Here is a 24,942-nt window from a genome sequence, read left to right as displayed (position 1 = left end):
GGTATTCTCTGACGCTTTGGCATGCGCGCGCCGCTTGCCCACAGGCATAAACACAGGAAGTTTTCTAGGAATGGGGATGTTTGGAAGATCGCAACGGGCCACGTTCAAGCCCTCCGTATACCAGCCGGGGCAACGCACGCGCCGCATGCCGCGCTGGCTCGTCCTGCTGATGGTTGGCATTGCGCTTGGCGCGGGCGGTGTGCTCTTCCTGCAAACCAATTACGGCCCGCAGCGCCTGACCGTCGAACAATCCGAACAGCTGCACAGCGAGCTCAGCGCCTCCAACATGGAGCGCCAGCGCCTGCAGACCCAGCTTGAAGAAGCCACCCAGCAGCGCGACGCCAACAAGGCCGGCCACGAAAAGCTGACCACCGACCTGGCGGAATCCCGCGCCAAGATCGAAACGCTGAACAAGGAACTGGTGCTGTTCCAGGACGCCATGCCGCCCGATCCTCGCGGCGGCAACATCGGCATCCGATCGGCCAGCTTCAAGCGCGCCCCCGGCCTGCTGGACTATCAGGTGCTGGTGATGCGTGAAGACCGCACGGGCGCGCCCTTCAAGGGCACGCTGACCTTCGCCATCGAAGGCTCCTACCCCAACGGCCGCGCCGCCACCGTGACCCCGGAAGGCCCCGCGCTCACGGTCGACCGCTACGACTACGCGCTGGGCCAGCTCAAGCTGCCCGACGGGTTCACCGCACGGGTCGTGGTGCTGCGCGTGCTGGACCCCAACCAGAAACAGCAGGCGATGCGCATCTACAACGTACGCAACTGAGGCGTGCGCAACTAAAAGCATGTGCCACTGAAGGCCCCTTTCCCGGCCTGACCTGGCCCCCAAAACCCGCCCCTCGGCGGGTTTTTTATCGTCTTCAAAATTTGGTTGCGTGCGCAACATACCAGGAATATAGTTGCGCAAACAACCAAATTCTGGAGACGGCATGACGCTCCCTTCGCATGTTCCCGTCCTGATCGCCGGCGGCGGTCCGGTCGGTCTGACCCTGGCCGCCCTGCTCGCCGAGTACGGCATTGCCTCGCTCACCATCGAGGCCGATGAAGGCTACTGCAGCGGCAGCCGCGCCATCTGCATGTCGCGCCGGTCGCAGGAAATCCTGGGCTGGATCGGCGCCGACCGGCCGCTGATCGACACCGGGCTGGCCTGGACAGGCGGGCGCAGCTATTACCGCGACCGCGAAGTCCTGCACTTCCAGATGCCGCACGATCCCCTGCAGCGGTATGCCCCGATGGTGAACATCCAGCAGTTCTACGTGGAAGAATTCGCGCACCAGGCCATGCAGCGCCATCCCGGCCTCGCCACCCTCGCCTGGTCAGCACGCGTCACTGCCGTGCAGCCCGGTCCCGACGGCGTATCGGTCGAGGTGGAGGCGGGCGGCGCCCGTCACACGGTGCGCGCCGACTGGCTCGTCGCCTGCGACGGCGGCCGCAGCACCGTCCGCGAATCCATGGGCCTGAAGCTCGAAGGCATGCAGTACGAAGGCCGCTACGTCATCGTCGATATCGAACAGGAATCGCAACGGCCCGTCGAGCGCCTGGCCTGGTTCGATCCCCCATCCAATCCCGGCTCCACGCTGCTGATGCACCGCCAGCCCGGCAACATCTGGCGCGTCGATTACCAGATCCGCGACGACGAAGACCCCGACGATGCCGTCAAGCCGGAAAACGTGCTGCCGCGCGTGCAAAGCCATCTGGACATGATTGGCGAGACCGCGCCCTGGAAGCCGCTCTGGATCTCCATCTACAACGCCAAGTGCCTGACGCTGGACCGCTACCGCCACGGCCGCGTGCTGTTCGCGGGCGACGCCGGCCATCTCGTGCCGATCTTCGGCGTGCGCGGCCTGAATTCCGGGCTGGACGACGCCGGCAACCTGGCCTGGAAACTGGCGTGGGTGCTGAAGGGCCAGTCGCCCGACACCCTGCTGGACAGCTACAGCATCGAGCGCGTTCATGCCACGCGGCAGAACCTGGCCTATGGCGCCAAAAGCACGGAATTCATGGCGCCGCCGGATTTCGGCTTCCGGCTCATGCGCGACGCCGCGCTGCGCCTGGCCCTGGTGGACGACGGCGTGCGGTCGCTCATCAATCCGCGCCAGTCCGCACCTATCTCCTATGACACCTCACCGCTGAACCGCGAGGACCGTGCGCCCGAAGCCGGCCCCGCCGCCGCGCCCGGACAGCCCGCGCCCGACGTGCTGCTGCAAGACGGCGAATCCCCGCAGTACCTGACCGCCAGCTTTGGCGCGGGCTTCGTCGCGCTGGCCATAGCGCCCGATGCGGCGTTGTCGGCGGCGTTGGACACACTGGCCGCCGACACGCAAGACGCGCCCCAGCCACTGCGGGTGCTGCGGGCAGGCGAAGGCGGACTGGCCGACCCGCACGGCCAGCTTGCCGCGCGTTACGGCAATCAGGCAGGCGCGGTCTACCTGCTCCGTCCGGACGGTTACGTGCTGGGCCGTTGGATCGCGCCCGCCGCCGCTGAACTGCGCGCCGCGCTGGCGCCCTACTACCCCTCGCTGCACGTGAACGCCACCCCGAAAGGCCAAGCATGAACAACGAATCTCTGGATCAGGTCTACACCAGCATGGCGCAGGCGCTGACGCGCGTCGGCGAATCACGCGCGCCGCTCTTTCTGTCGATACTCGGCTTGTCCTTGCTGAGCCGCCTGCCTTCCACGCAAGACGCGCTTGCCCTGCTGGCGCAGGCCGAAGCCGCCAGCCTCGAGGACGGCGCTATGGCAAACTATCCGGCCTCATCTTCCGCGGGCGCAGATCCCGCCCGCCCGACGTGAAAACGCCCCCGCTGGAACGATTCCTGACTTACCGCCTGCACGTGCTCAACAAGATCACGGACCGGGACACGAATCGGGCTTACTTGAAGGATTGCGACATTCCTCTGGGCGAGGCGCGGTGCCTGGCCGCCATCGGCCGGTTTGCGCCGCTCTCGGTCAATGACCTGGCGCGCGCCGCCAACCTGAACAAGGGCCAGGCCAGCCGCTCCGCGCAAGCACTGGTGGATCGCGGGCTGGTGGAAAAAACGGTGTCGGCGTCAGACGGACGCGGCGTCGTGCTGGCGCCAACCGCCGAGGGCCTGACGCACTACCGGCGCATCATCGACCTCATCGCGCACCGCAACGAAGAGATCTTCGGCTGCCTGACCGCCGACGAACAGCGGCAGTTCGGCGATATGCTGGACCGCCTGATCGGCCATCTGCAACCCGAGGCCGGCGACGCCACGGACTGAGCGCGGCGGCGGCCTAATTCAGGGCTGTGCTTTCGGCGCCGTCGCGCCCGCGTGCTCGGCGGCTTCGTCCATGAACTGCGCCATCCGCACGTCCAGCTCGGTCACGCCGCCAGCGTCATGCGTGGTCAGCGTGACGTCCACGCGGTTGTAGACGTTGGTCCACTCGGGGTGATGGTTCAGCTTTTCCGCGAACATCGCCACCCGCGCCATGAAACCGAACGCGGCATTGAAGTTGGGAAAGCGGTAGCGCTTTTCGATGGCATCGCGCCCAGCCACGGCCTGCCAGCCAGTGAGCGCGGCGATCGCGATATCGGTGCCGATGCGGGCGGGGGGAAAATCGCTCATGACAGACTCCGTAAAGAAAGGCGGCGGCGCATCGCGCCAGCCGCCTGTCAGCAAATGACGCGCCCGCGTTTATTGCTGGACCGCGTACAGGTAGATCTCCACGCGCCGGTTCAGCGCGCGCCCTTCGGCGGTCGCATTGTCGCCGATCGGGTCGTTCGGACCACGGCCTTCCACCGTCATACGCGTGCCGGCCACGCCCTGCTTGGCCAGATAATCCGTCACGCTCCTGGCGCGGTTCACCGACAGCGTCTGGTTGTGCGCCAGCGCACCGGTGCTGTCGGTATGGCCGACCACCTTGGCCCGCAGTTCAGGATGCTGATTCAGCGAACGCGCCACGCTGTCCAGCACCGGCAGCAGCGCCGGCTTGAGCTGCGTCTTGTCCGTATCGAACGACACGCCGCTCGGGATGTTGACCTTCAGGCTGCCGTCGGGCATTTCGACGACGTCGATGCCGAGCGATGACGCGCCGGACTTCTGCACGTCATCCTTCACGACCTTCCAGTTGTAGCCCACCAGGCCGCCCGCCACCGCGCCGATGCCGGCCCCGATCGCAGCGCCCTTGCCGTGCCCGATCAGCGCGCCGATGCCCGCGCCCAACGCCGCGCCCGCGCCCGTACCGACAGCGGTATTCGTTTGCTGTTGCGTCGCGCAACCGGCCATCAAGGCACCCGCCGCCACAATCACGGCGATACGGTTGAGTGTTCTTCTTGAATTCATGGCAACCTCCACTGTCCATCCATCCAGATGCCGGATCATTCCGGCGTGGATCATGCTAGCAAGGGGAAATGGGGCGCCGGGCAACATTTTGTACGCAGCCAACGCTAAGATGGCGCTTCCGATGGAGAAACCCATGTCCGTGGCGCGCACCTACTTCTTCAACAGGATGGCCGGCGACGAACTCGCCCGCTTGTGCGGCGCAAAAGCGGATTTCTTCCTTGAAAACGTCGACGACCTGGAACTCGCCGTCACCCGCCTCCAGGCCTTGTGCCGCGACGCAGGCATGAGCAGCGCGGTGGTGCGTGCCCCGCTCAATCCCGCGCCCGGAATCGGCGATCTGGTATCGGCAGCCGTGCCATTGCTTGGGCTGATCTGGACCTCCGCCAAGACGGTGGGCTCCGCGGTTCATCGTCAAGCTGACGTGAGCTTGCGCCTGACGTCGAACACGTCGATCAGCGTCGTGTTCTCGGATTCGGCCCGTGTGCCGACGATCCGGTAGGCCACGCCGTCGCGGACCATCGGCGGTGCGATCACCCGCGCCGGCCAAACACCATCGCCAGCCCGAACAACGCCCCCAGCCCGCCCACGATGGCCAGCGACACCGATGGCTCGCGCAGGTTCAGCGCCATGATGGCCGATCCCGCGCCCAGGGCGGTGATTGCCAAGCCGACCAGACGCCCCGCCGTGGACCCATAGAAATGCGTGCGGCGCGCCGCCTGCGTGCCTGCAGGCTGGCGCTTCTGCCACGCCGTCAATGCCTGTTCGAATTCGCGCAGCAGGCGCTCGCGCCTGGGCAAGTCCGCCGCGCTGACCAGCAGGGTCGGCAGACCGGGGCGGACCAGTTTCAGATAATCGTCCGTGCCCCAACTAGCCAGATCTTTGAAGGCAACGGGTTTGCGGCGCGAGAACTCCAGCCCTTCGGCCGTCACCTTCACGTCATTGCGCGTGGGAAATCCCCTGAACGCCACCAGCGGCGGCACGAGAAGGCCCAACACGGCAAGCACGGCAGCCAGCCCGATCGGCCCGCGGTTGAAGACCACGAGCATAAAGCTGCCTGCCGCCAGCGCGAACGCCAGGGGCACCGACAACTGGTGCCATCGCGTATAGACCGACACCGGGATCCGTTCGTTGCTGTTCATGCGTGCGCCTTGTCAGTTAGTCGCTCTTACAAGATTTGAACCGCCGGGGCCCATGGGCACCGAGCGGATGTCGGGCATGCGATCCGGGTCGGGCCAGTATTCGACCTTCAGGATCGCTTCATTGAAAATATCGTCATCGACCAGCACCTCCGTGCGCAGCACCCCGCGGCCGCTGCTCACATTGAACTGAACCGACTCGTCCCAAGGCTTGGCGGTGAACTCGATGGATTGGCTGCGATCCTTGCGTATCCAGCGCCAGGCATCCGCCCACCCGGGACGGGAGGTCATATTGTCGACGTAGTTATCCACACGGTCGGCCCAGGTCTCCTCGCGCGGGCGCCCCTGCACCCATTGCATATCGGATGGTCCACGCGGCAGCAGATCCGGGTCCGTCGCGCGCGGGGATCCCTTGCTTGCCACGATGACGCTGATGCCCGGTCCGACGAGCTTCAGGATGTATGCGTAATCGCTGTGTTCGGTATAGCCCGGCATCACCACGTCCAGCACCAGACGATCGCGGCCAAAGATTTCCCCCTGCTTAAAGCCCTTCCACTCCAGCATCACGCGCACGCCGAACACGGCCCAGTTGAAATCCTCAAGTTCCTCTTCCCGGGTCGAATAGAGTTCGCGATCCTTCACGTCCGAGAACTGCGCGGAGCGCATGCAGCAACGCGTGAACCAGATTTCCAGTTCGCTTTCCTTGGCGCTGTCGCCCCAGAATTTGAAGTACAACCCGGCAGCCAGAAGGCACAGGCCCAGCGCAATCCAGCCCCACACGGGAATACCCAGCAGCACCGTGCCGCCGCTGGTAAGGCCGACCATCGCGCTGCCAAAGCCCCCCGCGCCCGCCACCACCCCGGCCGTGCTGAATGCGCCGCCCAACGAAACCAGGGCGGTGGCCACGCCGGTCAACCCGGACAACAGCAGGAACACGGATGAGGTGGCATAGGCGTTGCCCGCCTCGTAGTTCTTCACATCGTACTGGTCGATCGCATTCAGCGCGTTGTTGGCGCCGTCGACGAACGTGGCCGCTGCCGCAAACACGGCGCCGGCCGTCCGCACCGCAGTCAGGCGCATGTTCAATTTCAGATTCATCGTGAAGGCGGTGTTGGCGCCCACGCGTGCACCGATCGCGCCCGCGGTCACTTCGATCGCGACGCTGCCCACGCCCAACACCCCCGACGTGATGCCGAACCATGCCTTGCGCGCGGCCTTGGCGTCCTGCACGACCTGCGCGTTGCGCAAATCCGAGACCGACGCATACAGCGCCACCAGCGTCAGCACGCCAGTCGCCCCCGCATTCGCGCCGTCCTTGGACTTTGCCCACTTGACCAGGCCCGCCAGCGGCGACATGGTCGGTGCGGGCAGCGCCAGCACGGGCGCGGGCGCCGGTAGCGCAAGCGCCGGCGATGGGCCGCCGCCGGGACGGGGCGGCGCCGCCGCCGCGGCGTTCAACTGCGCATCCACTTCCTCGGGAATGATGTAGTTGAGCGTGACCGGCGTGGAGCGTTCGGCCTGCGTGCCCATCCAGCCGGACTGCATCTGCTTGCTCGCACCGAGGCCCTCGCTGCTGCCCGCGCCCACCGTCACCGTCGCCGGGTTCGGTTCCCAGACAATCTGGTGCATGTCCGCGATCATCCGCGGCAAGGTGGTCGTATGCGTGCGCACGGCCATCACGATGTTCATGCGCGCCGACATCGTCAGCGTGACCCGCGCCGCGACGCGTTCGGCGATGGGGTCGCCCGCCAGGGTCAGCCGCAGCAGCTGCGTCGCCATGAACCGGCCGATCGCCGCGCCAGCCACCCGCATCGGCGGCAACTGGCCTTTGGCCGCCCGCGCCTTGATCCAGTCGTTGTAGCTCTTGATCATCCTGCGGACATTGGAGACCTGCTTGGAGATCACCTTGCCCTTGGCCTCGCGGTCCAGGAAACCCAGCAGCTCGCCGTCGTTCGCCGCCAGCGCGCGCCAGATCGCCGCATAGGTGCTGTCGCTGTCCTCGTCCTTGAGCGAATCGTCGATGGCCTTGTGTTCGCTTTCGATCGCGCCCGCGCCATCCACGCACAGCGCCATGTCCTCTTCCAGCCGCTCGCCGGCCGCGGCGTCCTTGGGCGAATAAGCCTTGAGCGCCAGCCAGAACGCTTCGCGGCCATACCACCACGCCCAGTCCTTGCCCGCCCCTTCGATCTTCTCGCGCATGCGGTCGATCGCGACCTTGTTGTCGCTGAGCGTCTTGGCGACCTTGCCCGTATCGACACGTTCGCGCAGGCGCCGGATCTCGTCGCCCGTGTTGCCCATCTGCTTCTGCAGGCCGTCGATGATCTGCGCGACGCCCACTTCGCGCATGCGCGTGGGGTCCAGATGGTGTTCGGCCAGCTCGCCCATGCATTTGTTGCGCCACGTCGCCACGTCGGCCAGGATGCCGACGGGGTCGCGCAGCGCGAGCACGATGCCGCCCTTGGGCGTCATCTGCCGCATCTTGGCCGCAACGGCCGCGCCCTGCCCGCCGAACACGTTGACGGCCGGGGACAGCGTATTGCTGAACAGCGTGGCGGCGCCGGCCGCGTCGCGGAACTCGATCGAGTGCTTGGCCAGATTGGCGCCGTCCTCGGCCACGCGGTAGCCGGTCTCGGGCTTGGGATATCCGCCGCCCCACACCGCCTTGGCGTCCAGCTCCACCATGATCTTCTTGCGCCAGCGTTCGTCGCGGGTCAGATCGCGGCGGATGTCGCGCGTCCACCATACGCGCGAATACCCCACCCACACCGTGCGAGACGCGTTGGCCGGCGCCTCCACATTGATCAGCGTGGATTCCAGGCCGTGCCCCTCGCGCGTGCAGGTGAACGTGGGCTGTTCGGACGGACGGTTGTCGTCGTCGACCGGCACTTCCTTCATCTGGCCAGTCGCCGTCGCCGCGAAGGCGCGCCAACCGTAGCTGCGGCGCGGATCCCAGATGTAGACGTAGCCGGCGGTGATGGCGCGCAGCATGTAGGCGCCCTGGCGCATGGTCTCGTAGTACAGCTCCGGTTCCATGTACACGCCGTCGGGCAGGTCGTTCTTGCCGCCCGGCACATAGGCGATCCGCATGGGCAGGATGGGCAGGCCCGGCCGGCCGCAGAACTTGCCCTTGCAGGGCAGCGCGTCGTAATCAGTCGTCATGCTTGCAGATCCTCCCGCGCCTGCGCCTCGTGCGCAAACGCCTGCCAATCCTCGTCGTCCATGTCCTCGGCGGCGCGATACAGGCGGCCGCCTTCCTCGCGCACTTCGCGCAGCAACGCCAGGAACGAGGGCGCGCATTCCAGCGGCGCGTCCAGTCGCACGCGCCAGGCCGCGAACAGCGCCGCGTCCTCGTCATCGGCGATGCCGCACGCCGCGGCGGCATCCAGCGCGCGCCGTACCGCCTCCAGCGCCGGCGTCTCATAACGCAGCCCTTGCGCGTTCAGCCGTTGCAGGACGGCGTTGACGCGGCCCAGCCGCGCCAGACGCGGCCAATCGGGCGTGACGGTCTGCATCGGGCCGCGCGCGTCCGGCAGCGTCTGCCACTGGCCGAACCCGTCCACGCTCATCCACGTGACGCCCTCGATCCAGGAGGCCGGCGCGGTGCCCGCGTACAGCTCGCTCTGGAACTGCGTCGTGCGCGGGTCCCAGAACCGCAGGATGCGCACGCGCCCCTGCGCATCGCGCAGGCGCGCGCGCAGCACCAGGCGCTGCGCGACCTCGGCCAGCGGCAGATCGGTGGCCAGCCATGCCGACATCGAGCGCGGCCGTTTGGCCGCCGGCGCCGGACGCACGGCCTCGTCCACCGCCAGCCGCAGGCTGCGGTTGATCAGACGTTCGTGCTGCACTTCATCCGGCACCTCGGCCAGATACAAGGGCGGCGCGCTTGCCCCTTGTGAAATCAGGTCGACCTCGCAGCGCCGCAGACCGGCCGATGCGATGTTCTCGCCCAGCGGATCGGCCAGCGTCGAATCGCACAACAGCAGCACCCGGCGGTCGGCGCGCGCGTCCAGCACCGCGCGCAGGCCCGCAATGGCGTGCTCGACGCGGGCCTCGGCGGCGGGCGTCCAATACTCGCGCTGGCGGGTCGTCATGTCCAACGTCATGTCCAACGTCACATCCTTCGTCATGCCGCCAGCGCGCCGCTGCCGGCCGCGTCTTCGAGCGCCGCGGCGCAGCCTTCCATGTCGCCCTGCGGCGGCTGCGCGGGTCCGGCGCCGCTTTGCGGTCCCACCCAGTTGTGCACACCGGCCTTCAGTTCCACCTTGCCGGGCGCATGCAGCTGGATGCCGCCACCCTCGATCCGCATGTACGCGCCCGCGGCCGTCGCCAGCACCTTCTTGGACGCATTGACGTCCACCGCGCCCTGCGCCGACGCCAGCGTCACCGCCTTTTCCGCCGCCAGCCGCATGCGCGCCTTCTGGCTCTGGAGCCGCAGCTTTCCACCGGCGGCGTGCAGGCGGATGCCTTGCTCTTGCACCGCCCTTCCGCTGCCGCCCAGTCCCTTGGTAAAGAGCGCGACGCCCTGCGCCACGCACATCGCCAGATTCGCGCCCGCCGCCCAGTTCACGTCCGGGGCAATCTGGCACAGCGTGGCGCCGGCCACCGTGTACGCGTTATGCGGCGTGTATTGCCCGATTCCGCTGGGCGCGCTGACCTGGATGTGCGGCTGGGTGTAGGCCGGCACATTGTGTTCTGCGTCGGACTTGGTGCCTTCGATGATCTCGCGCACTGCATTCAGCTCGTTCAGCGCCCGCGGCTTGTCGTTGTCGCCGGGCAACAGGGCCTCCTGGCGGCCGGCCGTTGCGGACAGCTCGGCGGCCTGCTCGATGGACTTTTCCATTTGCTGGATGGCCTCTTCGCTGTCCAGCAGGCCGCCCGTTGCGTCCTCGCGCTTGTGGGCGCTGATAAGCAGGCCTTCCCCCGCCCGCAGCGCCAGCGCCTCGGCCGTCGCCAGCTCGGCGCCATGGCCCAGGTCCGACAGCCGCTCGTTGTCGCGCTGCTGCTTCAGGTGCCCCAGGTTCAATCGCGATTCGGCCTGCGTGGTCGAGGCCGTCAACCGCGACTGGCCCGGCGTGTCGTCCTGCACGAGCTGGTTGTAGCCGCCCATGCCCTGTCCGCTGGACGCCAGCGCCTGGGTCTTGAAGCCCGACATCACCGCGTTGTGCGCGTGCCCCGCCTCGCTGCCCGCGAACCAGGCGGGCGCATTGCCGGTCGCCTTGGCCGCGCCGCCCTGCACCTGGTTGTTCGCGGCGTTTTCAGTGCCCGCGCCGTTGTACAGCGCGCCCACGACGACAGGCCGATCGATATCGCCATGCAGGAACTGCACCAGCACCTCCTGCCCCAGCCGGGGAACGAAATGCCCGCCCCAGTCCGATCCGGCGACGGGCTCGGCCACACGCACCCAGGTGCCCAGCGCCTCGCTGGCGGGCGCATTGTCGTCGCCGGCCGGATGGTCCTGCCGGCTGCTGGACGCACTGCCGCGCTGCCAGTGGAACTGGATCTTGATGCGATGATCGCGGTCGGTGTGCACCGAGTCGCCGGCGCCCACCACCAGCGCAGTCTGCGCGCCATGCACGGTGGGGCGCGGATGCAGGCGCGCGCCGTGGCCATCGCGTGTGCTGGGCCGGTACTCCAGCGTGGCGGCAATGGCCTCGAAGCGATTGCGATAGAAGTTCGCCGCCTCGCCATCCGCCTTTTCCACAGCCCCGCCGCCCGCCGCGCCCAGCGCCTGCGCCACGGCCTGCCCGAGGCTTTCGTCGAAGTTGTTGCGCGCTTCGTGGCGGATGCCGATGACCACGAAGTCCGCCCCTGCGCCTTGCGAGGGCTCCCAATGGCCGGTCAACGTGAAGCGCTGACCCGGCGCCAGGGTGCGCACGGTGCCTCCGCCCTCGAACAACGACTGGCGAACGCGCTGCGCGGCCAGCGCGTTGTGCGCCAGCCGCTCGCCCTGCGCGCTGTCTTCGTACAGATACTGCCCGGGGTAATCCGAGTCGGCCAGTTCCAGCGCATTGGCGAACTTGTCTTCGACCTGGGCGCTGACCTTGCGCGCCTGCATGGCGCGATAGTCCCAGGTGGCCAGCCGCACGGCATTCGTGCGCCATGCGCGGTGCTGGCGCCAGGCCTGGATGGAGTCCTGTTCCTCGGTCGCATCGGCGCGCTGGAAGGGCATGCTGTCCTGCGGGCCGGTCTCGAATGCGCCGTTGTGGTCGGCGATCACGATCGTATGCGTACCGGGTTCCCCGTCGCCGCCTTCATGTTCGACCCAATAGAACAGCCCCTCTTCCGCCAGCAGACGCTCCACGAAAGCGAAGTCGGTTTCGCGATACTGAATCGTCAGGCTGCGCTTGGCGTAAGCATCGCGATCCTTCACTTCCCAGCGCCATTGGGGCGCAAGCGCACCCTGGCCCTTGTAATCGCCAAACACGCTGTCGACGATGTCGATCACCGACAGGTCCTGAAACGCAAAACTGTCGCGCCGCTGGCGCAGCAGCGCGAGCCATGGCTCGATGCGCAGGCGGTAGCGCGCAAAGCCGCCATTGGCGCCCTCGAAGCGCGCCTCGGTCACCACGCCGCACCACACGCGGTGTTGGTCCCGGCCCAAGGCGGTCTGCAGCTTGACCTGCGCGGACTGGCCGATCAGCGACTTCAGCGGGATGTGGGCATCACCGGACAGCGCATCCACGTCCAGCACGAAGCCGCCGCTGCTCAACTGCTCCCGGCCCTGCAGCCGCTCGGCCAGCAAGGTGTCCGGACCCAGCGGCGTGGCCAGGTCCAACAGGCGATCGGCCTGCGTAAAGCCTGCGCCCAGCGGGCCGGCGGCAGCGGATTCAAGGGCCATGTCTGCGTCTCCCTCGTCAGCTCATCCGGAACCGGAACTCGCCGTTCTTGCCCGCGGTCACACGGATCTTGGCGATGGCCTCACCCTGCGACATGCGGCCAAGCACCTGCTCCGCGATCTCCGGCAGCAGCGCGCCGTTCAAAATATGGTCCACATTGCGCGCGCCCGTGTCGACCTCGGTGCAGCGGGCCAGCACGGCTTCCACCAATCCGTCGTCCCAGTCGAACGCCGCGCGGTGCGTGGCCTGGACGCGGCGCGCGATGCGGCCGAGCTTCAGGCCAATGATGTGCGCCAGCGCGTCGTCGTCCACCGGGTAGTAAGGAATCGTCTTCATGCGGCCCAGGAATGCCGGCTTGAACGCCTTGTACAACTGCGGCGCCAGCAGTTCCGCCAACTGCTCCGGCGACGGGCGTTCACTGGCCGGCTTGTTCAGGCAGGCCTGCATGATGGTGCTGGACCCCACGTTGGACGTCAGGATGATGAGCGTGTTGCGAAAGTCGATCTCGCGCCCCTCCGCATCGTCCATCACGCCCTTGTCGAACACCTGGAAGAACAGTTCCAGCACATCGGGATGGGCCTTTTCTATCTCGTCCAGCAGCACCACGCTGTAGGGCTGGCGCCGCACCGCCTCGGTCAGCACGCCGCCCTCGCCGTAGCCGACATATCCGGGCGGCGAGCCCTTTAGTCCGGAAATGCTGTGGGCCTCCTGGTATTCGCTCATGTTGATCGTGACCAGCTTGCGCTCGCCGCCATAAAGAATGTCGGCCAGCGCCAGCGCCGTCTCGGTCTTGCCCACGCCCGACGGGCCCACGAACAGGAACACGCCCTTGGGCTTGTCCGGATCTTCCAGCCCGGCGCGAGCCGTGCGCACACGCTGCGCGATGGCATGCAGCGCGTGGTCCTGGCCGATGACGCGCTCGGCCAGCATGGGCTGCAATTGCAGCACGGTGCGGATCTCGTCGTTCACCATGCGGCCCAGCGGAATGCCGGTCCAGGCCGAAATGATCTCGGCCACGATCTGGGCGTCCACGCAGGCGGGCACCAGCGGCTGCTCGCCTTGCAAGGCGCGCAGCTCGTCCATCAGCCCGGCCAGGCGCTGCTGCTCGGGCGTAAGCGGCGCGGGCGCCGGCTTGCGGCGGCCGGAAGCCGGCGCGGCGGGTGGCGCCGCGGAAGCGTCCGCGTTCGGCGCATCCTGGCCCTGGGCTTCCAGTTCGGCGCGCAAGGCCTGGATCCTGTCGACCAGCGCCATCTCGGCCGCGTGGCGCCCTTCCGCCTCGGCCAGCGCCGCTTCCACGCTGGCGATCTCCGCGTCCAGTTCTGCCAGCCGCGCCTGCGGCGCCCCCGTGGCGGCCTCGCGCCGCAGGGCCTCCCGTTCGGTGCGCAGCCGCGTCAGACGATGGCGCGCGTCGTCGATCAGCGCCGGCGTGGCGCTGCGGCCCAGCGCCACGCGCGCGCAGGCGGTGTCGAGCACGCTGACGGCCTTGTCCGGCAACTGACGGCCCGTGATGTAGCGATGCGACAGCCGCGCGGCCGCAACAATGGCCTCGTCCAGGACGCGCACACCGAAGTGGCGTTCCATCAGCGGCGCCATGCCACGCAGCATCGACGCCGCCAGCGCTTCGTCCGGCTCCTCGACCTTGACGACCTGGAAGCGCCGCGCCAGCGCGGCGTCCTTCTCGAAGTACTTCTTGTATTCGCTCCAGGTCGTGGCGGCGATGGTGCGCAGCTCGCCGCGCGCCAGGGCGGGCTTGAGCAGATTGGCGGCATCGTTCTGGCCCGCCTGCCCACCCGCGCCGATCATCGTGTGCGCCTCGTCGATGAAAAGAATGATGGGCGACGGGCTCTTCTTGACCTCGTCGATCACGTTCTTCAGCCGGTTCTCAAATTCGCCTTTCACGCTGGCGCCGGCTTGCAGCAGGCCCATGTCCAGCACGCGCAACGTGACGCCGGCCAAGGCGGGCGGCACGTCGTCCGCGACAATGCGCAGCGCCAGCCCCTCGACCACCGCAGTCTTGCCCACGCCCGCCTCGCCGGTCAGGATGGGATTGTTCTGCCGCCGGCGCGTCAGGATGTCGATCATCTGGCGGATCTCGGCATCCCGCCCAATGACCGGATCGATCTTGCCTTCCCGCGCACGCTCGGTGAGATTGGTCGTGTACTGGTCCAGCGCGGGCGTCTGCGACAAGCCCGGCGCGGGCTGCCCGGGCGCTTCTTGCCCACCCGCGTCATCGGCCAAGCCCACCGCTTGCCCCGTCTCCTCCGACCCTTGCGTCAGGGCGGCGAAATCGTGCTTCAGTTCGTCCAGCCGGAACGATTCGAACAGCGGCGAGCCCCGGCGCGCCAGTTGCGCCAGGTCCGGCTCCGTCAGCAACGCCAGCAGCAGATGTCCGGAACGGATGCGCGTGGTCTGCGTATCCAGCGACGCGATCAGCCACGCGTGTTCGAACAGCTTGGGCAGATGCGCCGAAAACACGGGCGTACGCGTGTTGCCATTCTTGAACCGGTCGATCTCCGCCTTCAGATCGGCTTCCAGCGCATCAGCCTGGATGTGGCAACGTCGCGCAATGATGCTCACGTCGCTGGCCGGCTTTTCCAGGAGCGCCAGGAACAGATGCTCGAGATCCACCTCATAGTGGCCCTGTGCCATGCACAGGCTGGCCGCGCGCTCGGCGGCCTGGCGGCAGGTCTGATTCAACTTCCCGATCAACGTCTTCAGCGGAGTTGCCATGTGTCTTTAGCTTGTCTTCGGTTCAATGGATGGTGTGCAGTTCATAACTGGCGTCGTCGCGGTCCTCAGTGGCCGGGCCGGTGCACAGGAACGAATTCCAGCCCAGACGCACGTCGCCGCCCTCGCCGAGCTGGCAAGGCATGACGCTCTCGCGCGCCAGCACCAGCCTCACTTCGTATTCGAAAGTCATGCCGCCGAACATCGTCAACAGCTTTTCCAGCGCCTGCGCGCGCTCGCCACCCGGCAGGAAATCAGCGAAGGCCTGGCGCGGCAGCGGTCCGATCCACAACCGGATGCGCAGGTCGCGCTGCCAGATGCGATCGCCCGCCAGGGCGGACACGCCGAGTACCGCGCCCGGCTGTCCCAATCGGGTACGGTTCTGCGGCGGCACGTCATACCAGCGCCCCACGAACTGCTCCACGCGCAGGGGCACGCCGAAGTAGTCCTGCAACACGCGCTGCAGCATCGGCGCCGAAACAGGCCGCTGGCGCGCGGCCGCCGCGTAATGCGCCACGGACTCGTCGAACACTTTGCCCGCGCCGCTGTGCAACCGGTCGCGTAGCGCCGGGTGACCGATCCCGCCCAGCGCCAGCAACAGCGGCAGAAAGTGATGGTCCTGTTCGGTTTCGTGCCGCAGCGGCATGCGGTACTTCTTCCACGCGGCGTAGAACAGCGCCGCCGCCCGGTTCGAGAAAATATCGAAAAAGGCGCGCGCGCCGCGGTCGCGCCGCAGGCTCTCCCGGTTTGCCAGCATCTCGGAATAATGCAGCGGCAGCGCGCCCTGCCCGCCCAGCAGACCAAAGAATGCCGGCGTCACTTCCACACGGCCCAACCGTCCCTCGGCAATGGCAGCCTGGCGCGCCGCCTCGTCGGCCAACGCCTCGCCGTCCTTGTCATACGCCACCGCATCGACGACTTCGCTGGGCGGAAACGCCAGCCCGGGGGCATTGGGAAAGCGCAGGTGCACGGGAACCGTATGGCGCGTCGCGCCGCGTTCCTGCCGCGCGAAGCACTGCTCGAGCAGACGTACGGCCTGGAAAAACTTGAAGCGCTGCGGCTCTGCCAGCAGCGCGTCCATCACGCTAGGATGGCGTCGCCGTTGCATGGGGGGCATCGTAGTAATTCCTCTGCGCCGCGGCGCGACAACACGACCAATTGCACAAAGCTGTTGGCGTGCACGTACAGGCCAAAGAAGCGGTTGATGACGGCAACGAAGGTATGCAGGCTCGTGCCCACGAAGTGATCTTCATTGACGGTCAGGCGGATCTCGATCCCGCGCACGAACGTGGCGAAAGGCTCGCCCGGCATCCAGTGCGTGGCCGGCTTGTAGTCCAGGCCGATCAGTCCTTCGATCTGACGCGCGGCGACCGCCGACCCGGACAGGTCGTAGAGGCGCAGCGTTTCCTTCAAGGCGGGCAGGCCGCTTTGCACGAGAGACAGGTGATTCAGCGCCAGATGCGAAATCAATCGCCAGTGGGCGGCGCGCCCCTGCTGGAAACGGTGCGAATGCGTCGGCCGGCGCAGCATCCGGATGCTGCGCGCCACCGTACCGCCTTCCAGGAACAGGTCGCCGCCCGACTGGCCCACCGCGATGCTCGCCGGCAGGTCGCGATTGGTGCACGTCAGATCCAGGCTCAGGGTTTCGGTCTGCGGCACCGAGGGATCGAAATCGATGTCGACGATGGAAATCTCGGTCTCGTACCCCGGGCTGCGTTGCGCCATCGACGCATCGCGCCGCATGGTCCAGTAGTGGCCGGCGGACTCCGGCGATTCGCCGTGATGCAGCGAGTAGAACGGCCGGAAGTCCACCACCGTATCGTTCTGGGCGTTCTGCCGCACCTGCCGCACGCGATCGATGGAATAGACCTCGTATCCATACGCGCGACGCGCATCGGCCACCACCGGATACGACGCCGCGGCGTGCGTCACGCGGATCGGGTCGGCGCGCTGCGCAAACAGGTTCACCACCGGCGTGCAGCCCAGCCGCAGGTTGTCCGCCGATGTCGATTCGAGCAGCCGCGCCGTGTTGGAATCGGCGCGCACCCCGCTGACCGGCACATGCAGCGTAAATTGCCGCACGGCGCCCAGATGGGGACGCAGCGCGGCCAGGTCGATATCGACGAAATTGAATTTTTCGGCGAACACGAAGTATTCGGCCAGCAGGCGGTACGCCGGGTGCGAGCTGGCGGGAAAGTCGATCAGCGCATCTTCCTCGGCCAGCCCGACCTGCGCCAGCGGAATCGTGGCCAGGCGGTCCCACCGTCCCGGCTGCAGCTCGACATAGGCCGCAGCCGCGCGCAGGAGCAGGGCGTCGCGCAGCGCCGCCACGAACGACGGTTCGCCGTGCAGATAGACACGCAGCCGGTCGACGCCCGGCATGCCGAAATGCTGGTTCTCGCCCAGGCAGCCCAGAGTAATGGAGAAGCGGCCCGTGACGCCGGCCGGCAGCTTGGCCGTGGCCGGCGCATTGGCGCTGGACTCGAACGCCGCGCGCCGGACCTCGATGGGGGCCAGCGTGACGTCATAGGCGGTGCGAAAGCGACACGCCACCCCGCGTACCGGATGGGATTTCAGCTCGGTGCCTCGCCCGATGCGCACGGGTGCGGTCAATTGCGCGCCCGCGCCGCCCAAGTCGAACTGCGCCACGCTGCACGAAGGAAACGGCCGCAGGTAATGCGGATACATCACCTCGAACAGCGCTTCGGTGAATTCGGGGTAATCGTCGTCCAGCTTCTTGTTGATGCGCGCGCTCAGCAATGCGAACGACTCGATCATGCGTTCGACGTGCGGATCCTCGCAGGTCTCGCCCGACAGCCCCAGCCGCGCGGCGATCTTCGGATAACGCTCGGCAAAGTCGCGCGACGAGGTGCGCAAGAAGCCAAGTTCGCGCTCGTAATAGGGCAGCAATTCTTCCATTGATGTCTTCCTGTCCGGCGCGCCAGGGCACCTGCACCGCGGGTTGATGCGCTAGACCGTGGCCGGGCTTTTGGCCCAACCCTTGGTCACGGAGTACTGCAAGGTCGAGGGCTGCAGCGTGGCGTCGAAGGTCACGGGCTCGTGGGCGGGCCCCACATCCAGCATGGCCGTGATCGCGAAATACAGCACCGACGTCGCCCGGCTGTCGACCTGCAGCATGACCCGCACGTGCGTCAGCCGGGGCTCGTGGCGCGCAATCGCCTGTTCGAGCGAACGGCAGATGAACTCGCGGTCGTAGTGGCTGGCCAGGCTGAGCCCAGAAAAGTCCGACAGCCCGTACGTCAGCACGGAACGCCGGCAGTTCGGGTAGCGCCGCAGGTCCTCCTCGGTGAACACCATGCGGGTGTTCAGCAGCGCCTCGATGTCGCGCGCCACCGTCTCTTTCATCTCCTCGATCGACAAGCGCCGCAAGGCATAGGGCGACTGGCCCTCTGCTTCGAACAGCTTGTCGAAGAGACTCGGTTCGAATCCTTTCATCGGGGCCTCAAAAGAAGGACGGCGACCCTCTCGGGCCGCGGTCTTCGTGCCTGCCCGGCGGAGATCAGACCGAGTAGGTCTTGTCGTTCTTGGTCAGGCTCCAGGCGCCCTGGGCGTTGCCGCCCTGATTGCCGCCCACCTTCTGCTGCGTGTACTTCCACTGCACGGCGGCGTACTTCAGCGAGAACGTTTCGTGCGGCAGGCCTTCGGCCACGACTTCCGGCGCCACGCGGGCAATGATCACGTACTTGAGCTTGATCTCCAGGTACTTGACGCGGTTGCCCTCGCCGTCGGCGCGCAGGAAGTCGATGGTCACTTCGTCAAAGGTGGTGCCGCCCGACGCGTGCTGATACAGCAGCGGGCTGACAACGTCCAGATCCTTGGTGAAGACCATTTCGCCGTGTTCGGTGCGCTCGGCGGTATGGCCGCCCGAGGTCGATGCGGTGGCCGAACGCGGCTGGATGATCTCGTGGCGCCACGAACTGACTTCGATCCAGTCCGGATGGTCCTTGTCCTGCGACTCGCCCTTGAGCGCCGGATTGCCGAACTTGACGTAGATGTCCTTCATTGTTGATAGCCTCTTCAGATGATGGATGAGTTGTCAGTGCAATGACGCTCAGGATTTCTGGGCCTGCGCCGGCAATTCGGCGACCAGGCGCAGCGAGATCGAGAGTTCGTCAAGCTGGAAATGCGGCCGCAGGAACGCCACGGCACGGAAGACGCCAGGGCGGCCTGGCACCTCGGCCACTTGCACCGATGCTTCGCGCAGCGGGAACTGCGCCTTTTGTTCCTGCGTCGCGTTGTCGTCCAGCAGCACGTACTGCGATACCCAGCGATTCAGGAAACTCTCTACGGACTGCGCCGATGCGAAGCTGCCGATCTTGTCGCGCATCATCGCCTTCAGGTAGTGCGCCACGCGCGATACCGAGAAGATGTATTGCAGCTGCGCCGACAACACCGCGTTGGCGTTGGCGCTGTCCGTGTTGTACTTCTTGGCCTTCTGCACCGATTGGGCGCCAAAGAAGGCGGCGTAATCCGAGTTCTTGCAATGCACCAGCGGGATCAGGCCCTGATCGCTCAGTTCCTTTTCGCGCCGGTCGGTGATGGCGATCTCGGTCGGGCACTTGAGTGCGATTTCGCCGTCGTCCGTCTTGAACGTATGCGTGGGCAGGTTCTCGACCAGGCCGCCGCCTTCGACGCCGCGGATCGCCGCGCACCAGCCGAAGTCCGCAAATGCCGCCGTCAAGCGAGCGCCGAAGGCCCACGCGGCGTTGCACCAGAGGTACTTGGAATGGTCGGTGCCGTCCACGTCCTCGACGAAATTGAAGCCTTCGACCGTGGTGCCTTCCACCGGGTCGTACGGCAGGCGGCCCAGAAAGCGCGGCATGGTCAGGCCGACATAGCGCGAATCTTCCGAATCGCGGAAGCTGCGCCATTTGGTGTATTCGACGGTATCGAACACCTTGGCCAGATCGCGCGGGCGACCCAGATCGGCAAAGCTGTCCAACCCCAGCAGCTCCGGCGACGCCGACGCGATGAACGGCGCGTGCGACGCGGCCGCCACGTGCGACATCTGCTCGATGAAATACATGTCCTCGGGCTGGCGCGTGATCTCGAAATTGCCCAGCAGCGCCCCGAACGGCGCACCGCCGAACGTGCCGAATTCCTCTTCGTACACCTTCTTGAACATCAGGCTCTGATCGAAGTCGATCGCGGTCTGGAAATCACGCACCAGGTCGCGCTTGGTGGTGTTCAGCACCTTGATCTTCAGCATCGGGCTGGTGTCGGTCTCCTGGCACAGGTAGTGCAGGCCGCGCCAAGTGCTCTCCAGCTTCTGGAACTCGGGCGCGTGCATCACTTCGCTGAGCTGGGCCGAGATCAGGCGGTCGAGCTCGGCGACGCGCGCGTCCAGCATGGCCGACAGATTGTCGGACACGACGACGGTGCCCTTCATCACCTCACGCACGAGTTCGCCGATGATGTCCTTGGCGCGGTCGTGCTCGGCGGTGGATTTGGCGACGCGGCTTTGCTCGACGATCTGGTCCAGCAGCCCGCTTTGCGCTTCGGTGGCGGTGGCGGCGGTGTTTTGTGCGGCGGCGGAATTACTCATTGCGGCCTCCCTTGTCGGTCTCGCTGGTGAGCTGTTGCAGCTTTTCGGTGCTGGTCAGCACTTCGCCCAGCAGGTCTTCCAGCTTGTCGTTGCCGGCAAGCTTGTTGCGCAGATCGGCCAGCTTGGTGCGGATGTCCAGCAGCTCGCGCAACGGATCCACCTGCTGCACGACGGCTTCCGGACGGAAATCCTCGATCGAGCGGAATTTCATGTCGACGCCGAACGTGCCGCCTTCATCAGTCAGGCGGTTCTTCACGCGGTAAGCCGCACGGGGCTCCAGCCCCCGCATCACGTCGTCGAAGTTGTCGACGTCGATGTTGACGAACTTGCGGTCCTTCAGACGGGGCAGCTCGGCCTCGGACTGCGCAGAGAAGTCGCCCACCACGCCGACCACGAAGGGAAGCTCCTTCTGTTCGATGGCGTCGCCCTTCTCCACGTCATACGTGAGCTGAACGCGCGGCGGACGGACTTTCTGCAATCGTTTCTGAACGCTTTCTTTCTTGGCCATGGACGGCTCCGTGCAAAGGATCTTGTCTGTCGGTCGGGGAGACGCCGCCATGGCGGCGCCCCAAGGCGAATCATTTGGTCAGCAGGTCGCCGAACGGATTCGGCGCGCGATTGGGCTGCTGGGCAGGCGGGCTGGCGGGTTGTTGCGAAGACGGGGGGGTGGCGGGGGATGCGGCAGGCGAACCTGCGGCAGGCGACCCTGCGGCGGGCGATCCTGCGGCGGGCGATCCTGCGGCAGGCGATCCTGCGGCAGGCGATCCTGCGGCAGGCGACCCCGCAGTGGGCAGCGCCGCTGCCGGTTTGACTGCAGGTGCCGGATCCGCCTTGCGCGGTTGGCGCGGCCGGGGCGGCGGACGGCGTCCCTCGGGGAACAGGACGTCCTGGCCCAGCGTTTCACGCATTGCCTCGGCAAGTGCAACGGCGTCCGGGCGGGCGTTGCCGGCCAGCAGCGCGTCGGCGCGCACATCGGCCAGGGACTGCATGGCCACGCGCAGGCCACCGACGGCGCGCACCGTCTTGGCCACGAAGTCATCCGGATCGCGGCTCAACGTTTCGTCGGCGGCCACGATCGCCTGCCCGTACTTCTGCTGGTCGAAGCGGATCTTTGCGATGTAGGACCAGGGTTCGCCCTTGGACGGATTGCGCTGCGCGATCTCTTCAAATTGCGCGACCGCCTGGTCAGCGTCTTTCTGCGCCAACGTCTTTTCGGCGTCGGCCAATGACTGCTTGTACTCGGCTTCGGACTGCGGCTTGACCGACACACAGCCGGTCATCAATGCAACGACACCTGCGATGACAACGAGGCGGAAGAAGGGCATTTTTTAAGCACCTAGCAAGGTTGTAACCAGGGGCCGTATTTCATCAACCTTTTGTTAGTGCAGCGCTACAGCACGTTTCTTCATGTTACTTGCGTCGAATTTGCACGTATCGTGCCGTGATCTGTATTGCTTCACACACTTCCGGTATAAAGAGCCATGTCCAAACATATCCGTTTATCACGTTTGTTCACGGGGTTGTCGTGTGCGCTCGCGAGCACCGTCCTTACTGGATGTGCAGCCGTTTCGGCCATCGGCGCGGTGGCCGGTTTGACGGGCAATGCGATGGAGATGGCGGGCCTGAAAAAGCCCGAAAACGCGCCTGTGGAAGTGAACCTGGCGATTCACGCCGGAGAAAATTTGAATGCCGGCGCCGGCCAGGCGATGGCGGTCGTTACAAAAATATACTACCTGAAGAATCCTGAGCCATTCCAGCGTGCGCCGCTCACGCAATTGATAGACACTGCCGGGGAAAAGGCAGCGCTGGGGGAATCAATGCTGGGTTCGCGCGAGCTCACGCTCACGCCGGGACAGCGTTACGAAACCGTCGAAAAAGTCCCCAAGCAAGCCGATTACATCGCTGTCGCCGGGCTGTTTTATGCACCCGCGCCCATGCGTTGGAAGTACGTATTCAAAGTCGAGGATGTGGAAGACGATGGCATCGTGCTGGGCGCGCATGCCTGCGCGCTGACGGTGGCCAAGGGCCGCCCCACGTTGCCTGCGGGCGTACCCGCCTACGACCCGTCACGCCTGTCCGGCGTGCAGTGTCCAGGCTGAAGCATCAAAGCCGCCCGCCGTTCACATCCTTCAATTCTTAAAGCAATAGAGAAACCAGGAAAGACGAAACAGGGAGCGCGTATTTTGAGTTACTCCGCCAAAATCCTTTGGGGCGAAGGTCTGTTCCTCCGGCCGCAGCATTTCCAGCGGCAGGATGCGTACCACGAAGATCGGCTTGCCGAAATGGCCCGCGCGTTGCACCCCTATGCATGGGGTCTGCGCTCTGCGCGTTTCGATGCCTCGGCGCTCGCCAACGGCATGCTGCGCGCCACCGAAATGAGCGCCGTGTTTCCGGACGGCGAACTCTACAGCGCGCCGCACGGCGATGAACTACCACCGCCTGTCGCGTTGACCGCGCTGGATGGCGTGACCGAAGCCGTGTTCTATCTGGCGATCCATCCCTTGAAGGCAATCGGCGGCAACTACCGCGACGCCCAGACGTCGGGCAACTTCGATTCCCGCTACACGCACACCAATACCCCCGCCCCCGATCTCTACACCGGCGCGGCCTCCGCCGAGCTCGCATTCCTGCGCAAGGACGTGCGCCTGATCTCCGAATTCGAACCGCGTGACGAACTGCTGGCAATTCCCGTGGCGCGCGTGCGGCGCACGGCCAACGCCAGCTATGAACTGGATACGACCTTCATTGCGCCCAGCCTGTCGCTTACTGCCTCGGGCGCCCTGCACGAGCTGCTCCGGCGGCTGCTCGACGCCTTGCAAGCCAAGGTCAACGCGCTCTACGGTTTTCATCGCGAACCCAGCAAGAACATCATCGAGTTCCGCTCCGGCGACGTCGCCTCGTTCTGGCTGCTGCATACCGCAAACGAGGCCTACGCCACGCTGTCGCACCTGTTCCATCACCCGCAACTGCATCCCGAGCGCCTGTTTCAGGAACTGGCGCGGCTGGCGGGCGCGTTGATGACCTTTTCCAAGGTGCACACGCTGGCGGATCTTCCCGTGTATCGCCACGATGCGCCCGGACCGGCGTTCGCCCGCATGGACGAGATCCTGCGCGACCTGCTCGAAACGGTGATCTCGACCCGGTACTTCTCGATCGTGCTCGAAGAGTTGCGTCCCTCGTTCCACATGGGCCGCCTCGATTCCGAAAAGCTGGACGAGACCACCTCGCTGTATCTGGCGGTGCAGGCCGCGATGCCCGCCGCTGAACTGGCTGAGAGCGTGCCCATGCGCTTCAAGGTGGGCGCGCCGGAAGACGTGGACAAGCTGGTGCTGTCCGCCATGCCGGGCGTCCCACTTTCCTATACGCCGCAGGTGCCGCCCGCCGTGCCCGTCAAGCCGGGCGCTGTCTATTTCGCGTTGCAGACGCGCGGTTCGTTGTATGACCGCATGCTGCAGGCGCGAAGCATTGCCATCTATGCCCCCGCCGGGATTCCCGAACTGAAGCTGGATCTGATCGCAGTGACTCGCTGACAGGAACGACACCGCCATGATTGCTGACGCCCCCTCCCTGATGCCTGGCGCAACGCTGCCGCCGCACGCGGCGGCCTTTCACGCAAGCCGTCCCGCCAGGTCGTTGCTGGATCTGATGTACGACGGCTTCCTGATGCTGTTTTTGCTCAAGAGCGGCCAGGAGCCCGCCGACGCGGCCGCCTTCTCCGCCCACGTGCAGCAGTTCCTGGCGGACTACGAGCGCGCCGCCAAGAAAATGGATATTCCCGCCGAGGACGTGTACGCGACCAAGTACGCGTTCTGTGCCGCCGTGGACGAGACCGTGCTCAATTCCGGTTTCGCGATCCGCGACGCCTGGATGCTTCAGCCGCTGCAGCTTGCGCTCTTTGGCGAGCAACTGGCGGGCGAGAACTTCTTCGCCCGGCTGGAGGATCTGCGCGCGCAGGGCGCGCCGCGCCTGCAATCGCTGGAGATCTATTACATGTGCCTGCTGCTGGGCTTCCAGGGCAAGTACCTGATCGAAGGCCAGGAAAAGCTGGGGTATCTGACGGCGCGCCTGGGCGACGAGATCGCCCTGTTGCGCGGCAAGCGCACCGGCTTTGCGCCGCACTGGCCGCTGCCCGACAAGGTGGCGCACACGCTCAAGCGCGACGTGCCGCTGTGGTCGATCATGGCGTTGTTCGCGTTGCTGGGCCTGCTCGCCTTCCTGGGCATGGGCCACTTCCTGAACACGGAAATGCAGACCGCGATGGCGCCCTATCACGACATCGTCAAGCTGGGTCCGCGTGCCGCGCACCTGACGATTTCGCTGCCCTAGCGGCGGCACGCAAGACCCGGGCGGGCCACGCATG

Annotated in this window: 22 protein-coding genes and 1 pseudogene; 9 read left to right on the top strand and 14 right to left on the bottom strand. The window is 66.2% G+C overall.

Annotated elements, in window-relative coordinates; all coding sequences use genetic code 11:
* Positions 1 to 76: 76 nt before the first annotated feature.
* The 4 genes from AC6CIE_RS26020 (at position 77) to AC6CIE_RS26005 (ending at position 3,255) form a co-directional block, all read left to right on the top strand.
* Positions 77 to 775 (top strand): DUF6776 family protein, encoded by a 699-nt coding sequence (locus tag AC6CIE_RS26020; RefSeq protein ID WP_175123318.1) that lies wholly within the window; start codon positions 77 to 79, stop codon positions 773 to 775.
* A gap of 163 nt (positions 776 to 938) precedes the next feature.
* Positions 939 to 2,564, top strand: a complete 1,626-nt coding sequence (locus AC6CIE_RS26015; RefSeq protein WP_498094630.1) for an FAD-dependent monooxygenase — start codon at positions 939 to 941, stop codon at positions 2,562 to 2,564.
* Positions 2,561 to 2,803, top strand: a complete 243-nt coding sequence (locus tag AC6CIE_RS26010; protein WP_175123320.1) for a hypothetical protein — start codon at positions 2,561 to 2,563, stop codon at positions 2,801 to 2,803. The genes AC6CIE_RS26015 and AC6CIE_RS26010 overlap by 4 nt, the downstream gene beginning before the upstream one ends.
* Complete coding sequence (locus tag AC6CIE_RS26005) at positions 2,800 to 3,255, top strand: MarR family winged helix-turn-helix transcriptional regulator (protein WP_498094628.1); 456 nt, start codon at positions 2,800 to 2,802, stop codon at positions 3,253 to 3,255. Before AC6CIE_RS26010 ends, AC6CIE_RS26005 begins: the two co-directional genes overlap by 4 nt.
* 18 nt (positions 3,256 to 3,273) lie before the next feature.
* Here the strand turns inward: AC6CIE_RS26005 and AC6CIE_RS26000 are convergent, their stop codons facing one another.
* Together AC6CIE_RS26000 and AC6CIE_RS25995 are read right to left on the bottom strand one after the other, a co-directional pair.
* Positions 3,274 to 3,600, bottom strand: a complete 327-nt coding sequence (locus AC6CIE_RS26000) for a 4a-hydroxytetrahydrobiopterin dehydratase (protein ID WP_175123322.1) — start codon at positions 3,598 to 3,600, stop codon at positions 3,274 to 3,276.
* A 69-nt stretch (positions 3,601 to 3,669) separates the two neighbouring features.
* On the bottom strand, positions 3,670 to 4,317 hold the full coding sequence (locus tag AC6CIE_RS25995) for a YiaD family glycine zipper/OmpA-like lipoprotein (RefSeq protein WP_498094626.1): 648 nt from the start codon (positions 4,315 to 4,317) through the stop codon (positions 3,670 to 3,672).
* 133 nt (positions 4,318 to 4,450) lie between these two features.
* On the opposite strand from AC6CIE_RS25995, the gene AC6CIE_RS25990 reads away from it, so the two are divergent.
* A complete protein-coding gene (locus tag AC6CIE_RS25990) occupies positions 4,451 to 4,816 on the top strand; it encodes a hypothetical protein (RefSeq protein WP_498094624.1) in 366 nt (121 codons plus the stop codon).
* A 31-nt stretch (positions 4,817 to 4,847) separates the two neighbouring features.
* Here the strand turns inward: AC6CIE_RS25990 and AC6CIE_RS25985 are convergent, their stop codons facing one another.
* From AC6CIE_RS25985 to tssB, 11 genes are all read right to left on the bottom strand, one after another.
* Positions 4,848 to 5,456 (bottom strand): hypothetical protein, encoded by a 609-nt coding sequence (locus tag AC6CIE_RS25985; protein ID WP_175138881.1) that lies wholly within the window; start codon positions 5,454 to 5,456, stop codon positions 4,848 to 4,850.
* A 12-nt stretch (positions 5,457 to 5,468) separates the two neighbouring features.
* Positions 5,469 to 8,612 carry a T6SS effector BTH_I2691 family protein gene (locus AC6CIE_RS25980; protein WP_498094622.1) on the bottom strand — a complete coding sequence of 1,048 codons (3,144 nt, stop codon included), beginning with the start codon at positions 8,610 to 8,612 and terminating at the stop codon, positions 5,469 to 5,471.
* Positions 8,609 to 9,580 (bottom strand): hypothetical protein, encoded by a 972-nt coding sequence (locus AC6CIE_RS25975; protein ID WP_498094620.1) that lies wholly within the window; start codon positions 9,578 to 9,580, stop codon positions 8,609 to 8,611. The genes AC6CIE_RS25980 and AC6CIE_RS25975 overlap by 4 nt, the downstream gene beginning before the upstream one ends.
* On the bottom strand, positions 9,577 to 12,291 hold the full coding sequence (locus AC6CIE_RS25970; RefSeq protein ID WP_498094618.1) for a type VI secretion system Vgr family protein: 2,715 nt from the start codon (positions 12,289 to 12,291) through the stop codon (positions 9,577 to 9,579). Before AC6CIE_RS25970 ends, AC6CIE_RS25975 begins: the two co-directional genes overlap by 4 nt.
* 16 nt (positions 12,292 to 12,307) lie before the next feature.
* Positions 12,308 to 15,019, bottom strand: coding sequence for a type VI secretion system ATPase TssH (gene tssH, locus AC6CIE_RS25965; RefSeq protein ID WP_498094616.1), 2,712 nt, complete (start codon positions 15,017 to 15,019; stop codon positions 12,308 to 12,310).
* 22 nt (positions 15,020 to 15,041) lie between these two features.
* A complete protein-coding gene (gene tssG / locus AC6CIE_RS25960) occupies positions 15,042 to 16,133 on the bottom strand; it encodes a type VI secretion system baseplate subunit TssG (RefSeq protein WP_175138886.1) in 1,092 nt (363 codons plus the stop codon).
* Positions 16,097 to 17,935: a type VI secretion system baseplate subunit TssF gene (gene tssF / locus AC6CIE_RS25955; RefSeq protein WP_498094614.1), complete on the bottom strand. Its 1,839-nt coding sequence runs from the start codon at positions 17,933 to 17,935 to the stop codon at positions 16,097 to 16,099. Before tssF ends, tssG begins: the two co-directional genes overlap by 37 nt.
* Before the next feature lie 51 nt (positions 17,936 to 17,986).
* Entirely contained in the window at positions 17,987 to 18,472 is a 486-nt protein-coding gene (gene tssE / locus AC6CIE_RS25950) for a type VI secretion system baseplate subunit TssE (RefSeq protein WP_105237423.1), read from the bottom strand.
* A gap of 64 nt (positions 18,473 to 18,536) precedes the next feature.
* Positions 18,537 to 19,040, bottom strand: coding sequence for an Hcp family type VI secretion system effector (locus AC6CIE_RS25945; RefSeq protein WP_105237422.1), 504 nt, complete (start codon positions 19,038 to 19,040; stop codon positions 18,537 to 18,539).
* A gap of 48 nt (positions 19,041 to 19,088) precedes the next feature.
* On the bottom strand, positions 19,089 to 20,582 hold the full coding sequence (gene tssC, locus AC6CIE_RS25940; RefSeq protein ID WP_175123331.1) for a type VI secretion system contractile sheath large subunit: 1,494 nt from the start codon (positions 20,580 to 20,582) through the stop codon (positions 19,089 to 19,091).
* Positions 20,575 to 21,090 carry a type VI secretion system contractile sheath small subunit gene (gene tssB / locus AC6CIE_RS25935; RefSeq protein ID WP_008168611.1) on the bottom strand — a complete coding sequence of 172 codons (516 nt, stop codon included), beginning with the start codon at positions 21,088 to 21,090 and terminating at the stop codon, positions 20,575 to 20,577. Before tssB ends, tssC begins: the two co-directional genes overlap by 8 nt.
* A 168-nt stretch (positions 21,091 to 21,258) precedes the next feature.
* Here tssB and AC6CIE_RS25930 point away from each other — a divergent pair, with 168 nt between their 5' ends.
* Positions 21,259 to 21,393 carry a pentapeptide repeat-containing protein gene (locus tag AC6CIE_RS25930; RefSeq protein WP_498094655.1) on the top strand — a complete coding sequence of 45 codons (135 nt, stop codon included), beginning with the start codon at positions 21,259 to 21,261 and terminating at the stop codon, positions 21,391 to 21,393.
* 211 nt (positions 21,394 to 21,604) lie between these two features.
* Here the strand turns inward: AC6CIE_RS25930 and AC6CIE_RS25925 are convergent.
* Positions 21,605 to 21,862 (bottom strand): annotated as a pseudogene (locus AC6CIE_RS25925) (tetratricopeptide repeat protein); the annotation flags it as partial.
* Positions 21,863 to 22,063: 201 nt separating this feature from the next.
* Between AC6CIE_RS25925 and tssJ the strand changes: the two are divergent.
* The 3 genes from tssJ (at position 22,064) to AC6CIE_RS25910 (ending at position 24,908) form a co-directional block, all read left to right on the top strand.
* Entirely contained in the window at positions 22,064 to 22,681 is a 618-nt protein-coding gene (gene tssJ, locus AC6CIE_RS25920; RefSeq protein ID WP_175123332.1) for a type VI secretion system lipoprotein TssJ, read from the top strand.
* Positions 22,682 to 22,765: 84 nt separating this feature from the next.
* Positions 22,766 to 24,112 (top strand): type VI secretion system baseplate subunit TssK, encoded by a 1,347-nt coding sequence (gene tssK / locus AC6CIE_RS25915; protein ID WP_498094611.1) that lies wholly within the window; start codon positions 22,766 to 22,768, stop codon positions 24,110 to 24,112.
* A gap of 16 nt (positions 24,113 to 24,128) precedes the next feature.
* Positions 24,129 to 24,908: a DotU family type IV/VI secretion system protein gene (locus AC6CIE_RS25910; protein ID WP_498094609.1), complete on the top strand. Its 780-nt coding sequence runs from the start codon at positions 24,129 to 24,131 to the stop codon at positions 24,906 to 24,908.
* Positions 24,909 to 24,942: the final 34 nt, after the last annotated feature.

The organism is Achromobacter sp. GQ309 (assembly GCF_059759315.1).
This window is presented reverse-complemented; position numbering and strand designations above follow the sequence as displayed.